Consider the following 14,378-nt stretch of genomic DNA (forward strand, 5'->3'; position numbering starts at 1 on the left):
CCACAATCATAGTGATGCTGGTGGCACTCAAGAAGTGACCACAAATAGGATGCTGAGCAGGTTATTTTTGTGTTGAATTCTTACTGAAGCAAAGCTTCATCAAAAATTCAACACGTTAAAATATTATAAGTATGAAATAAGAGAAATTAAAATATTATCTTTAAGAAATAAGGTTATTGCTTTTCATAGGAAACGATGTTGGCAATAGTTTTTATTCCTCAGTATTCAATTCTGTCAAATGTTTGTCAATTTCTTGCCATTTAGTTTCATTTCCACCTTCTGTGTAATAAGTGATAGTTCTATTTCTAGCTAAGACTATATTTTTCGGATATGAATTTCCAAATAATTTCCTCCCATTTTCAGTAATAAATGTTATATCATATTGAAAGTCATTCTGTTCTAAAAACCTCGAAACTTTATCTAAAGAGTCATCCGTAATTGAAATAAATTTTACATTTTTATTAGAATATTTACTAACCAATCTGTTTAATCCTGGAATTTCTTTTCTACAAGGCTCACACCAAACAGCCCACCAATTAATTACAATAATCTGTTCTTTAAAATTATCTAAATTGATTTTTTCCTTAGCCATATTTGTAAGTCCAATTTTTGGAAATGTTTTTCCTTTTAAAAGAGGTTTCTCAATTACTGAGATTTTTACGGAGTCTGCTAAGGTTGATTGATTAATCCAAGCATAGTTAATTCTATTTTCTATCGTGTCAAATTCTTTAATTCTTAATGATGCTCGGTTTGTAGAATTATTAAAGTTTATATCGACATCATTTTCTTTTTCATTTTCTGAATTTTGTCTAAAATCAAACGTACTAAATTGTTTTATTTTATTATTAGAAGCTAGGGCGAACCAATTTCCAGACTGTTTTCCTTGTTTTAAAGTTCCAAGATAAATATCGATTGAATCATTATTTGATTCCAATAAGGAATGACTCTGAATTTTAAAAGGTAAACTTTTTTCAAGCGGTTTTAAGATTTCGGGATAACCTTGTTTTAATTCTGTCGTTTTGTAAAGATTCTTTTGTTCTTTTTGACATCCAGCTAAGATTGTTGTGATGAATATCAAAATAAACATTTTCTTCAGCATTTTTTTTTTCGTTTAAATTATTGCCAACACGTTATATCCTTATTTATAAACACCTTAACCCTCACCATTCTCAGGATATCAAATGTTTTCAATAATAAAAGGGAGAAATTCTAAATAGGTAGGGCACCCGGAAATTCTGTATTTCAAAAATAATTCAATTTTTTTAAATCGACTAACTCTTTAGTCTACGAGTTATAAACACTTATTAACGAAGTGAGTGATTTTTTTACCTTATCCTCAATAAATTAAATTTTATTTTTTTTATGCAATTCAAAATAAAAAGGCAGCAAAAACTCCTGCTGCCTTTATGAATTACTCCTTTTCAATCCGGATCTTTACCGATTTGCTTATGGGGGTGTTACTTCGTTCTGCAAAATGATTATATGGCACTAAAGGATTGGTTTCTGGAAAATAAGCTGCGATATTACCAGGTGGAATTTTATACGGCAACACTTTGAACTTATATGCAGTTCTTTTTTTACCATCGTAGGTACTAGTTAAATTTACAATTTCAAACTTCTTTAAATTTCGTTGATCCATGTCACTCTGATTCATAAATATCACCCGTCGCTCATTATAAACTCCGCGATACCTGTCGTCCATCCCATAAATAGTAGTATTAAACTGATCGTGGCTTCGTATGGTCATCAGCATCAATTCATCTTCTTGTAATTTATGGTCTGGCAGTTTATTCAGTGTGATTTGCGCTTTTCCATTAGGCAACATACTAAAATCCCTTTGTCGGGAATTATTGGGAAGGTAATATCCAAAACCTTTAGAATTTTCACTCGTCTTTTCAAAGCCTTTGGCTACCAGATCTATTTTCTCCCGAATAAGATCGTAATCTTCTCCCATCGCTTTCCAAGCCACAGGATGGTTTTCCTTAAAAAAGCTATGACCAAGATTCCCTATGATTTCTGGTTCACTCATAATACTTTGGGAAGCAGGTTTCAAGATACCTTTAGATTGTCTTACGCGGCCCATACTGCTTTCCATTGTTAAAAAGCGTGGGTTTCCATTTTTCTCATCTTTTTCAGACCTTCCAAAGGTTGGTAATATCAAAGCAGTTTTTCCTGTAACCAAGTGAGAACGGTTTAGTTTTGTGCTTATTTGCACCGTCATTTGACAATTATTCAGCGCTTCTGCAGTATAATCGGTATCTGAAGCTGCCATTAGAAAATTACCTCCTAATGCAATAAAAACACGTGCTTTCCCCGTGTGCATGGCTTCCATAGATTCTACAACATCGATCCCTTTTTTAGTAGGCGGATCAAAACCCATGTGTTTTTTAATACGTTCATTAAATTCTTCATCTATAAAGTGCATAATCCCCACACTGCGATCGCCTTGCACATTGCTATGCCCACGCACCGGGCAAGTTCCAGCATTGTCTTTCCCTATAGCACCTTTTAAGAGCAATAAATTCACGTATTCACGAATAGTTTCTACCCCGTTTTTATGTTGGGTAAGTCCCATTGCCCAACACACAATAATTTTTGATTTTTTAGCTAAAATCTCTACTGCTTCGTTAATTTTTTCGTTTGAAACTCCCGTCATCGCCAATAACTCCGCTTCATTAAACGATTTTAAATCGTTTAATAATTCTGAATAACCTTGGGTGTAATCGCTTAAAAAAGCATGATCAAAAACAGTTTCATCTAAAGCATCTTTTTCTGCAAGACGTTTTAAAATTAGCTTCATCAAAGGAATATCCTGATTGATATTTACAGCTAAATGCAGGTCGGCGATATCTTCTCCACCCCCTAACAGCCCTTTAATATTTTTCGGATTTTTAAAATTTACTAAACCAGTTTCTTCTAACGGATTAATTGCGATAACGTAACCTCCGTTCTGCTTGCACTTTTCTAAAGCAGTTAACATTCTTGGGTGGTTGGTACCGGGATTTTGCCCTGCAATTATAACTACCTCGGCTTCATAAAAGTCTTCCAGCTTGGTACTTCCCTTTCCAATTCCTAATGTTTCGCCTAGAGCAACACCACTAGATTCATGGCACATATTACTGCAATCTGGCATATTATTGGTGCCATAAGCACGTACAAACATCCCATATAAAAATGCGGCTTCGTTACTGGACCGGCCCGAAGTATAAAAAATAGCTTCGTTTGGTGAATCTAAGCTGCGTAATTCTTCTGAAATTAAATCAAATGCGTCTTGCCAGGAAATCGCTTCGTAATGAATTTTACCTTCTCGTAAAACAAGAGGTTCTATAAGTCTTCCAAATTTATTCAGCTGAAAATCGCTTAATTCTGAAAGTTCTTCTATGGAATATTTTTTAAAAAATTCGGCATCAATATGACTATGAGTAGCTTCATCTGCCAAGGCTTTGGCACCATTCTCACAATATTCTCCAATTTTAGACGGTTTTTCTGGATCTGGCCATGCACAACTAGGGCAGTCAAATCCATCCTGTTGATTTATAGTAAATAGGCCACGCATAGAATCTACCACGCCCATTTCTTTAAAAGTATGCTTTAAAGTTTCTTTAATGGCGAGCTTTCCAGCAGCATGGGTTATTGGATCTTTAAATTCGAGTTCTCGAAATTCTGTAGGACCTCGATGATTTACTTTTCTAATTATTTTATCTTCCATGTTAATGAGTAAGAGATTTAGGATTAGGGTAATTGTTAGATTCATCTTCGCCACGATCTTCCAGACAAGTAAAATCTTTTTCCAATAAAATATCTATAGTTCTTCCGTTGGAAGTTGGGACAGAATGGGAATACCCAACCTTGTTATTGGTGTCCCAACCTTGTAAAAGTTCTTCGGAGATTTGTAATGAGATTTTATTATTGGCAAAATCAACTTCCAAATTTTTGGTAGCTGAAACCCTTACGGCATAAGTGAAATCTAAATTCGGAAAATTGGTTTGTTCTTCTATAAATTTCTCTCTGCATAATTGTTCAACTTCATTCTTTGTTAATCTAAATCGCACCGAATTTCCGCGAATCCTTATTTTCATTGTTCTATTTTTTAAATTAGATGTTGGGTAATTTCAACAATCCCTTAAAGTTAATGGATTAGTTCTGAAAAATAAAAAAGAATATTATTCCATTTAAGACTTTTCTAATGACTTTATGATCTATATAAATTCAGAAATAAGTAACTGAAATTAATTTCCGACACCTCAAAAAACATATAAATCGTTTTGGAATTCTACTTGAGATTATGATAAATGATGAAATCACATAATCTGGTAAATTTGAAATAAACTTCAACTGAATCAAAAATGCTTAAATTTAGAACAGATTAAATTTGTGGCTAACTGAAGCAACAGAGAGTTTAGCAAGAAGACAAATTTTTAAAACTTAATTTGTATACCCGTAAAGCGTCATAAATTGAAAAAGCACTTCATTCTGAACCTGTTTCAGAATCTCAGAACATTAATCATTAGTTTGATAAATTGAGGCCCTGAAATAAATTCAGGCTAACGAAAAAATTATATGACTTCAAGCGGACATACAGAAAACTTACTTTTTATAAACTGAAATAATAAAACATTGATAAAGGAATCTGAAATAGAAGTTTTTATACTGGCAGGAGGAAAGAGTAGAAGAATGGGAAGTGACAAAGGACTTGTCAATTTTAAAGGAGAACCAATGATTTTACATATTATAAGAGTCCTTGAAAAGCTAAAGATGCCAACCAGTATTATAAGTAGTAACAAAACTTATAGAAAGTTTGGAAAACCTGTTTATCAGGATCTAATTCCTGATAAAGGACCTCTTGGCGGATTATATACTGCTTTGGAACGTTCTAATTCTCCAATGATCATTCTTCTGGCTTGTGATATGCCTTCTATTAATCTTGAAGCTTTAAATAGGTTAATTGAATTAGCTATTTTTGGCAAAATGGTCGTGTCTACTAATGGTAAACAGATTTCTCCACTTTTTGCCTGTTACCCAAAATCTTTGAAAAAAGCGGCAAAACTTGCTATATTGAAAGATGAACTGAAAATGCTAGATTTTGTCTCTAACCAATCTTATAAAGTTTTGGATTTGGCAGATGAAGAAAATACGCTGGTATTACAAAATTTGAATACAAAAGAAGAACTAATTACTGCTGAGAACCGCGAAGTGTTTAAAGGTTGAAAAATTTAGGAAGTATTAATTTCTGACTATATAAGATTATATTCTTAAGAATTGCAGAGGCTTTATGGGTTCTAATTTATAAAAGAATACATCGTTTCATTGAAATAAACTTATGTGTCTTAATCTTTCCCTACTCTAAGGAAATTCAATTTAATTGAATAGGTTTTTTTGGCAGCAATATTAAAAACTTAACTGCTCTTTAAAAAGGTAGGATTGCCTTCTGGAGATTTCCACTTCTTCCCCAGAATTCATTTCTATTTTTAATTTTCCGTTAAACCAGGACACCACTTTTTTAACGTGATTTATATTTATTAGTTGTTGTCTATTGGCTCTAAAAAAAACATCGTTTGGTAATTTTTCTTCAACTTGTCCCAAGGATTTATAGATTAGCGGATTGTTGTTTTTGAAAAATACCCGGGTATAATTACCAACAATTTCAAACATATAAATATCCTGAATTTTAACCAGCCAGCACTTTTCTCCATCTTTAATAAATATCTGTTTATCTAAACTTAAAGCAGCTTCAGTATTATTTTCTGAAGAAGAACTGTGAGTTAGTTTCTCAATTACTTTTTTTATGCTTTTAGTAAATCGTTTTTGATTGATAGGTTTCAGTAAATAATCAAACGCATTGTATTCAAAAGATTTAATAGCGAATTCATCAAATGCAGTGGTGAAAATTGTGATTGGAACGTCATCTAACATTTCCAATAAGTCAAAACCATCTTTTTCTGGCATATTGATATCTAAAAACAAAAGATCTGGATTTGTTTCATTAATTAGCTTAAAACCTTCATCTACATTTTTTGCTTCGCCTAAAAGTTCAATTTCCTTGTGGGCTTTTAAAAGTTCTTTTAACTCATTACGAGCCAGTCTGGAATCTTCTACAATAACTGCTGTTAATGATATCATGCTACTGGGATTTTAATTGTGGCAACCACTCGATTTTCTATTTCATTTAGATTGAAAGTCGCTGCCTCGCCATACAGGAGTTCTAGACGCTGCTCAATGTTTTTTAAACCTAATTGAGTACTATCAGGACTTTGTATTAAATTTCCTGTATTTGCGACTTCTATGAGTAATTGATTGTCCTTTTTAATTGCTGATAAACTAATTTTCCCTCCATCTTTCAAATTTGAAATCCCATGTTTAATCGCATTTTCAACCAACATCTGAATGATCATTGGAGGAATTTGGACGTTTAAAGATGACTTGTCAATGTTTGATTCAAAGAGAAGGCGATCTTCAAATTGTATTTTAGAGATTTCAATATAATTTTCCACCATTTCCAATTCATCTTCTAAGGCGATAGCATTTGAATCACTTTTTGTCAGTGAATATCGCAAAGTTTCAGATAAGCTGGTGAGCATATTTCTTGCTCTATCTACATCTTCTAACATCAAACCACGAATATTGTTCAAACTATTAAACATAAAATGCGGATTGATTTGCCCTTTTAAGGTGTTTAACTGGGACTCTTTTAAATTCGCAAGTAATTCCGCATTCTTAACTCTTGCTTTCTTAACATCATTGTTTAATGTTAATGAGGTAGTTATAGAATACCAGATAATCCATACAAACCAGTTATAGATATTAGTTCCCAAATTACCTTCTTTTGGAGATTCCTTATGTTGAATATATTCATAAAGAACATCTAAAATTGGCCATAGAATTAGATTAAATAGTAGGCTAGCTATTGCTACAAAACCTATAAATTTAATTATTTTAAATCCAAAATGCTCATCTATTTTTCTAAATCTAGCTATACCATATTGTATAGCTGCGGTGAGTAGAATAGCTATAATTAACCATAGTAAACCCTCTAATACAACGTAAACAGGCTTGAGTCTTCCATCTTCAACAGATGTTTGATACTTTAATATATATGATGGGATGAGAACAAGTAACCATATTATATAATTGGGCAAAGCAATTTTAGAAAATAAGTACTTCATCCTTAATTAGCTGATTTTTGAATAATCAAACTTAGCATTTTAATTTTCAATATTTTTTGCGAAATAATCATTTATCTACCTTTAATTCCTTCTATTAAACTTGAAAGGGATCTAAAATTATAATCAAAATAGTTTTCATACTGAAGATCCTGATTAATTCACCCTGTTATTAATTCAGTTATTAACTCGACAATAAAGATTGCAATAGCGATCATAGTGGTTTGTTTTATAATTATAGTTTAAATTTAAGAGAGAATGTCTTTCCACAAGGCAGTTTTATGATGAGTGGTAATTGAAGTAGGAGGAATGGGAAATTCCTTTTGGGTTAAATCTGACGGCGCAGGAAAACCTCATAAATAGCAATCCACAAATAATTTAAAGTTGCCAGATAAGATCTTGTCTTTAATTAAGAAAGTTATAAACTTTCTTTAATCCCTCATTGAAGGATTATCAAGAAAATCCAATTTTTATTAAAAATTCATGTAACATTTAGTTGCTCTAGTATCTAAAGGAAAACTAAATTTAAAAATCATGAAAACTTTTAAAATCTTTTGTCTTGTATTAGTAGTATGTATAACTCAAAACATTCAATCTCAGGAAGTATTCCAAGTTGAAGTTTCTGGGACGGGTCAACCTGTTTTATTATTTCCGGGATTCACTTCCACAGGAGAAGTATTCAAAGACATTACAGAAAACCTGTCTAAAAATTATGAAGTACACGTTTTTACTTTTGCAGGATTTGGAGGGGTGCCGGCAATTGAAAAGCCATGGTTTCCTAAGTTGAAAAAAGGTATGGAGACTTATATTTCTGAAAAAGGAATTAAAAACCCTATCATTATAGGTCATAGTATGGGCGGAACGCTTGGTCTTTGGCTAGCTACAGATCATCCAAAACTTATTTCAAAATTAATTATTATTGATGCATTACCAGCAATGGGTGCTTTGATGATGCCAAACTTTAAAAGTGAAAATATCACTTATGATAATCCTTATAATCAGCAGCTGCTAGATATGAACGAAGAGGAATTCGGAAAAATGGCCTCACAGATGGCTGTTTCTATGTCTACAAATAAAGAAAAGCATCAGCAATTAAGTGATTGGATAGTGCAAGCCGATAGAAAAACCTACGTGTATGGTTATACAGACCTTTTAAAATTGGATTTGCGGGAAGACCTATCCAAAATTGAAACACCGGTGGTTCTCTTGGGTGCTACCCATCCCTATGGAAAAGAGGCTGCAGAAAAAAATTATAGAGATCAGTATAAAAATCTAAAACATTATTCTTTGCGATTAGCTGAAGGTTCTGGTCATTTTATCATGTATGATGCTCCCGAATGGTTTGCAGAACAAATTAAATCTGAACTTGATCTTTAATGAACCAGAACAATCAATTCAATAAAATATATGAAGACAATTATCATAAGGTTTTTGGACTTTGTCTGGGATATGTGAGTGGGAATGAAGACTTGGCGAAGGAACTAGTGCAACAAGTATTTATTAAAGTCTGGGAGAATCTGAAAAATTTTAGAAATCAAGCAAAGCTTTCTACATGGATTTATCGAATAGCAGTAAACACCTGTCTACAGGAGCTTAGGAAGAAAAAGAAATATTCTTTAACAATAGAAATCCCCGATGAAATTGATACTGAAGTTTTTGAAAAAGAAGAACGTTTTAAAGCGATGTATCACTGTATCAATCAGCTATCCAAAGAAAACAAAAGTATCATCTTATTAGATTTGGAAGAAGTGTCTCAGCAAGAAATTGCGGAAATAATCGGGATATCTTATGAAGCACTCCGCACTAGAATTCATAGAATTAAAGATAAACTCTCAAAATGTGTAAAAAATGAATAATTATAAGGATTTCAAAGAACAGTGGGGGAAACGTTCTCAAAGCGAATTACCAAAGAATGCTGTTGCTGATATTATTACTAAAGGAAAAATAGTTAAAAGAAAACAGATAATTACACAGATCGTTCTTGGGGTAACTTGTGTGGTTCTGATTGGTTTCTTTTTCTATATTTCAGCCTATAATGATAAAACTGTGAGCATCGGGTTATTATTAATGATTGGTAGCTTAAGTCTGAGAATGTTGATAGAATATTTTTATACGTTTAGTACAAAAAAAATTCTACCAGATGAGACTTTACATACTTATAGCGAAAAATTAAAACGGTATTATAAATCGCGCTTATTTATTAGTTATCTGGTAACACCTGTTTTGTTTATTAGCTATATAGCTGGCTTTATAATGCTTTTACCTTCTTTTGAACAAAATTTGTCTTCAGGTTTTTATCAATACATTCTCTATTCTTCATTATTAATATTCATTATTCTAGCGGTATTGATTGCGATTCAAATTCGGAAAGAGTTAAGTTTAATTCGTGATTTAAAAATGGAAATTGAATGAATTATTTGAAGCAAATAATATATAGTAAGATCATTGATTGATGTACAAAACACAACCAGAACGAAAGTTTTGGTTGTTTTGTTTTAAAAATTTTGATTTACATAATTAAAAGGAAACTTTTGAATATGAAATCCCTGAATTTAATTTGAAATTCTAAATCTTAATAAGAATTTAATATGCAGAATAAAACCTTCTACTAAATTTTGTTTAACCTTAACACAAAATGGTTAAACATTTTTTATCTTTACATTAGTTTGTTAGAAGCTTAATTCTAGGAATCGCTAAAGAGAAGAAAAGATGTTCGGACTATTCAAAAAGAAATCAGAGAAGGAAAAATTACAAGAGCAATATGCAAAGCTTTCAAAAGAAGCTCATAGCCTATCAACTACAAATAGAAAGATGAGCGACCAGAAAACCTTTGAAGCAGAGGAAGTAATGAAGCAACTCGAAAAGCTGAACTAAACTCCTAGAATAAAATGCCAGAAGCTAAAAAACCCGATAATGTTGTTTTTAATCCAGAAACTCAAAAATACGATGCGGCACTAAAACCTTATGCAACTTCTGTTGGTGCACCGGTAATAACCACTCCAGATACTATTACATGGAAGAATCGAAGCATCAATAAAGTAAATCACAAGGTAGCGGCAAAATATCAAGAGCTTAAAAAAGAATACGATAAAATGATGGAGGAGTTTGAGTATAACAAGCTCATTTTTAATGCGAAATTCAATTTTGAACCTATTATTGGTGTAGTATATCATTTGTATAATCGAGAGAATGGAGAAAGCTTTCTCTCTATTATATCTCCAACGGAATGTAATTTTATTTCTTTAGGTAGTTTCTATTTAAATGTGGATCAAATTTGGGAGAAAATATAATTTATATGAATGAAACAAAAGAATTTACCGAAAGAGAATTAGACCGAATAATAGAAATGGCTTGGGAAGACAGAACTCCTTTTGAAGCGATTGAGTTTCAGTTTGAATTGCCAGAAAAAGAGGTTATTAAGGTGATGCGTGGCAACTTGAAAGAATCTAGTTTTAAGCGTTGGAGAAAACGTGTTAATAGTGGTGTAAGTCAGAAACATTTAAAGAAACGTTTATCTGATATCAACCGATTTAAATGCTCACGCCAAAAAGCAATTTCCGGAAATAAAATCAGCAAACGATAAATGGAATTATTTGAACAGACAGATTCGATATTTCCCACTTCTTATTCAGAAATACTTCAGCGTATTCGTTCTATAGATCCTGTTAAATACGGTTCCACCCGAAATTATATAAATGGATCAGTCACCTATTTATCACCCTATATTTCCAGAGGAATAATTTCAACAAAATTTGTGCTTGCTGAAATTTTAAAACAACGATACCAGCCCGCACAAATCGGAAAATTTATTCAGGAATTGGCTTGGAGAGATTACTGGCAACAAGTATGGATCGCAAAAGGAGAGGATATTAATCAAGATCTAAAACACCCGCAAACTGCTGTTTCCAATTCTGGGATTTCAAAAGCAATTGTAGATGCCAACACCGGGATTGAAGCTATAGATACTGCCATTAAGGAATTTTATAAAACCGGTTATCTACACAATCACCTTAGAATGTATATTGCTTCCATAGCTTGTAATAGTGGAAAAAGTCACTGGAAATTGCCTGCACAATGGATGTACTATCATTTACTGGATGCAGATTGGGCTAGTAATGCTTTAAGCTGGCAATGGGTAGCAGGATCTAATGCAAATAAGAAATATGTTGCCAACCAAGAAAACATCAATAACTACTGTTTTACTAATCAGCAGGGCACTTTTTTAGATGTACCTTATGAGACTTTGCCTTTATTGGAGATTCCCGAAATTTTAAAAGAGGTAGAACAATTAGAACTAAAAACACATTTACCAAATAAGCATTCCATTGTATTTAATATAAAGCTTCCAAGCTGTATTTATAATTTCTATAACCTGGATCCATTGTGGAAAAAGGAGATTTCCGCAAATAGGATTCTATTATTAGAGCCTTCGCATTTTCAAGAATACCCCGTTTCTCAAAAAACGATCGATTTCATTCTGAAAATTTCTGAAGAGAACATTCCAAACATTCAGATCTATGTAGGAGAGTTCGACGAACTTATTAAGGATCATGATTTTGGAGATATATATTATAAAGAGCATCCACTAAACAATCATTATAAAGGAACTGAAGAGCCTAGAGATTGGATGTTTGATGTTAAGGGCTATTACCCTTCGTTTTTCTCTTTTTGGAAAAAATGTAAAAAGCAGCTTGTCTTTTAGAAAGGCAAGACGGAAAATATTTTATTTAAGGCCTGATAATCACTAACAAGATTGTCAAGGCTCAATAATGACTTTCTAGCGGTATTTTAAGTTGTAATACTCATAAAATAAATAATGATTTACACTAAAGAACAAATAGAACAATTGGACCGAATAACTCGGCTAAAGATCATCAATTCTGTTACAGGCATAAAGCCTGCAAATCTTATTGGGAGCGTAAATAATAGTGGGCAAACCAATCTGGCTGTATTTAGTTCTGTAGTTCATTTAGGGAGTGATCCTGCGCTTTTGGGATTTATATGCAGGCCACAAACTTCTGAAGTTGGGCATACCTATAAGAATATTCAAGAAAATGGACAGTATACAATTAACCATATTCATCCAGAATTTGTAAAAAATGCTCATTACACCTCAGGCAAGTTTGATGAGGATATTTCAGAATTTGAACGTTGTAAACTTTCTGAAGAATATATGAAAGATTTTAAAGCACCTTTTGTAAAAGAAAGCAGCTTTAAAATTGGAATGCGATTTAAAGAAGCGCTTGATATTCGACTTAATGGGACTGTTTTAGTTATAGGAGAAATAGAACATCTGATACTTCCTGATACCGCATTAGTTGATGATGACATCGATCTAGAGGCCACAAATAGTGTTGGAATTTCAGGCTTGAATAGCTATTACTCATTGAGTAAAATTGAAAAATATCCTTATATAAGAGTGAACGAAGTCCCAGAATTTTAAATGAAAAAACAACATCTTCCTCAAAAAACATGTCCCGTTTGTCAGCTTACATTTTCGTGGCGTAAAAAATGGGAGATGAATTGGGATGAGGTAAAATATTGTAGTGAACGTTGTAGAAGAAATAAATGAAAAGTATCAATTTAATATTTCCGCATCAGCTATTTCAAGAATCGCCACTCTTTGAAAGGAATGCCCCTGTGATTATAATTGAGGAATATTTGTTCTTTAAACAGTATAAATTCCACAAACAAAAAATAGCTTTCCATAGGGCTAGCATGAAGCGATATGCAGATTTTCTTCAGAAAGAAAAAAATTTGGAAGTACGTTATGTAGAATCTACGGAAGAAATTTCGGATATCAGACTTCTTATTCCTGAATTAAAAAATCAGGGTGTGGAGCATATTTATTATATAGATCCAACAGATAACTGGCTTGAAAAACGACTGGAAAATAAGCTCCTTGAAAACGGAATTAAATCGACTAAATATCCCTCTCCTTTATTTTTAAATACTAAGGAGGATCTTGCTCCATTTTTTAAAAGCGGTAAAAAGAAATTTTTTCAGAAAACCTTTTATACAGAGCAGCGACAATTACGAAATATCTTAGTTAATCCAGATGGAACCCCAACTGGTGGGAAATGGAGTTTTGACGCTGAAAACAGAAAGAAGTACGAAGCCAAAAAGACACCGCCAGCTATTCAATTTCCAGATATAGATGAATATTATGAAGAGGCCAAAGAATATGTTGAAACTCATTTTTCAGATAACTTAGGGAATCTAACGCCGTATCAATTATATCCAACAAATTTTGATACTACCAGAGCCTGGCTAGATCAATTTTTTGAGCAACGTTTTATGGAATTTGGGAAGTATGAGGATGCCATTGTTGCTGAACATGGAATATTAAATCACAGTGTTTTAACCCCAATGCTGAATGTGGGTTTAATAACGCCTAGAGAAGTTATAGATGCTTGTTTGCTGTATGCTGAAGAAAACAAGGTGCCTATTAATTCTACCGAGGGTTTTGTTAGGCAGATTATTGGGTGGAGAGAATTTATTAGAGGCGTCTACGAAACTAGCGGAAGTAAAGCACGCACCACCAATTTCTGGAAATTCAAGAAGAAAATACCAGTTTCTTTTTATGATGGTACCACAGGAATTCCGCCGATAGATCTCACTATTAAAAAAGTGTTAGAAACGGGTTATTGCCATCATATAGAGCGCTTAATGGTTCTGGGAAATTTTATGATGCTGTGCGAATTTGATCCAGATGAGGTATACAAATGGTTTATGGAACTGTTTATAGATTCTTACGATTGGGTGATGGTGACTAATGTTTATGGAATGAGTCAGTTTGCAGATGGAGGTTTAATGGCTACCAAACCTTATATAAGCGGGAGTAATTACTTAATGAAAATGAGCAATTACAAAAAAGGAGAATGGCAGGCAACTTGGGATGGGCTATTTTGGAGATTCATGCATACCCATCGTGAATTTTTTCTATCGAATCCTAGGTTAGGGATGCTGGTGAGAATGTATGATAAAATGCCTGTGGAAAAGCAAGAAAAGCATCTTCAGAATGCTGAAGACTATCTATTGAATTTATCAGATTAATACAATTGATTCATAGAAAATCCAATATCTGAGATAACTTTTTAAGCCGGAATAGTTTTTTATAAGTGGTTATAATTCAGTATTTTAAATAATAGATAAAAACATCCCTCAACATTTAAACCTAAAGTGTTCTTGGAAAGCACGTCTTAGTAGTACTAACTT

Annotated in this window: 16 protein-coding genes; 11 read left to right on the forward strand and 5 right to left on the reverse strand. The window is 32.7% G+C overall.

Annotated features, from left to right (window positions below; all coding sequences use genetic code 11):
• Positions 1-211 precede the first annotated feature (211 nt).
• The 3 genes from I130_RS12475 to I130_RS12485 form a co-directional block, all read right to left on the reverse strand.
• Positions 212-1,087, reverse strand: coding sequence for a TlpA family protein disulfide reductase (locus tag I130_RS12475; protein WP_034923687.1), 876 nt, complete (start codon positions 1,085-1,087; stop codon positions 212-214).
• A 324-nt stretch (positions 1,088-1,411) separates the two neighbouring features.
• Positions 1,412-3,709: an FdhF/YdeP family oxidoreductase gene (locus tag I130_RS12480; RefSeq protein ID WP_034923690.1), complete on the reverse strand. Its 2,298-nt coding sequence runs from the start codon at positions 3,707-3,709 to the stop codon at positions 1,412-1,414.
• A 1-nt stretch (position 3,710) separates the two neighbouring features.
• Positions 3,711-4,079 carry a DUF7009 family protein gene (locus I130_RS12485; protein WP_034923693.1) on the reverse strand — a complete coding sequence of 123 codons (369 nt, stop codon included), beginning with the start codon at positions 4,077-4,079 and terminating at the stop codon, positions 3,711-3,713.
• Between the two features lie 538 nt (positions 4,080-4,617).
• On the opposite strand from I130_RS12485, the gene I130_RS12490 reads away from it, so the two are divergent.
• Positions 4,618-5,208, forward strand: coding sequence for a molybdenum cofactor guanylyltransferase (locus tag I130_RS12490; RefSeq protein ID WP_034923696.1), 591 nt, complete (start codon positions 4,618-4,620; stop codon positions 5,206-5,208).
• Between the two features lie 180 nt (positions 5,209-5,388).
• Here the strand turns inward: I130_RS12490 and I130_RS12495 are convergent, their stop codons facing one another.
• Together I130_RS12495 and I130_RS12500 are read right to left on the reverse strand one after the other, a co-directional pair.
• A complete protein-coding gene (locus tag I130_RS12495; RefSeq protein ID WP_034923699.1) occupies positions 5,389-6,120 on the reverse strand; it encodes a LytR/AlgR family response regulator transcription factor in 732 nt (243 codons plus the stop codon).
• The gene (locus tag I130_RS12500) at positions 6,117-7,163 is read right to left on the reverse strand and encodes a sensor histidine kinase (RefSeq protein ID WP_034923702.1); all 1,047 of its coding nucleotides are present in this window, start codon (positions 7,161-7,163) and stop codon (positions 6,117-6,119) included. Before I130_RS12500 ends, I130_RS12495 begins: the two co-directional genes overlap by 4 nt.
• Before the next feature lie 531 nt (positions 7,164-7,694).
• Between I130_RS12500 and I130_RS12505 the strand changes: the two genes are divergently transcribed.
• The 10 genes from I130_RS12505 to I130_RS12545 all read left to right on the forward strand — a co-directional run bounded on the left by I130_RS12505 (position 7,695) and on the right by I130_RS12545 (position 14,216).
• Entirely contained in the window at positions 7,695-8,537 is an 843-nt protein-coding gene (locus I130_RS12505; protein WP_034923705.1) for an alpha/beta fold hydrolase, read from the forward strand.
• Positions 8,537-9,016, forward strand: coding sequence for an RNA polymerase sigma factor (locus tag I130_RS12510; protein ID WP_034923708.1), 480 nt, complete (start codon positions 8,537-8,539; stop codon positions 9,014-9,016). The genes I130_RS12505 and I130_RS12510 overlap by 1 nt, the downstream gene beginning before the upstream one ends.
• Positions 9,009-9,572: a hypothetical protein gene (locus I130_RS12515; RefSeq protein ID WP_034923710.1), complete on the forward strand. Its 564-nt coding sequence runs from the start codon at positions 9,009-9,011 to the stop codon at positions 9,570-9,572. Before I130_RS12510 ends, I130_RS12515 begins: the two co-directional genes overlap by 8 nt.
• A gap of 297 nt (positions 9,573-9,869) precedes the next feature.
• On the forward strand, positions 9,870-10,034 hold the full coding sequence (locus I130_RS16650; RefSeq protein WP_034923712.1) for a Lacal_2735 family protein: 165 nt from the start codon (positions 9,870-9,872) through the stop codon (positions 10,032-10,034).
• Between the two features lie 14 nt (positions 10,035-10,048).
• Positions 10,049-10,450 carry a DUF2452 domain-containing protein gene (locus I130_RS12525; protein ID WP_034923715.1) on the forward strand — a complete coding sequence of 134 codons (402 nt, stop codon included), beginning with the start codon at positions 10,049-10,051 and terminating at the stop codon, positions 10,448-10,450.
• A gap of 5 nt (positions 10,451-10,455) precedes the next feature.
• Entirely contained in the window at positions 10,456-10,743 is a 288-nt protein-coding gene (locus tag I130_RS12530) for a TIGR03643 family protein (RefSeq protein WP_034924178.1), read from the forward strand.
• A complete protein-coding gene (locus tag I130_RS12535; RefSeq protein ID WP_034923718.1) occupies positions 10,744-11,862 on the forward strand; it encodes an FAD-binding domain-containing protein in 1,119 nt (372 codons plus the stop codon).
• Positions 11,863-11,976: 114 nt separating this feature from the next.
• Positions 11,977-12,603 carry a flavin reductase family protein gene (locus tag I130_RS12540; RefSeq protein ID WP_034923721.1) on the forward strand — a complete coding sequence of 209 codons (627 nt, stop codon included), beginning with the start codon at positions 11,977-11,979 and terminating at the stop codon, positions 12,601-12,603.
• Positions 12,604-12,732: a DUF2256 domain-containing protein gene (locus I130_RS16495; protein ID WP_083932920.1), complete on the forward strand. Its 129-nt coding sequence runs from the start codon at positions 12,604-12,606 to the stop codon at positions 12,730-12,732. It abuts the gene before it with no gap.
• Positions 12,729-14,216 (forward strand): cryptochrome/photolyase family protein, encoded by a 1,488-nt coding sequence (locus I130_RS12545; RefSeq protein WP_034923724.1) that lies wholly within the window; start codon positions 12,729-12,731, stop codon positions 14,214-14,216. The genes I130_RS16495 and I130_RS12545 overlap by 4 nt, the downstream gene beginning before the upstream one ends.
• The last annotated feature ends 162 nt before the right edge of the window (positions 14,217-14,378 follow it).

Source organism: Gillisia sp. CAL575, assembly GCF_000403785.1.
Taxonomy (GTDB): Bacteria; Bacteroidota; Bacteroidia; order Flavobacteriales; family Flavobacteriaceae; genus Gillisia.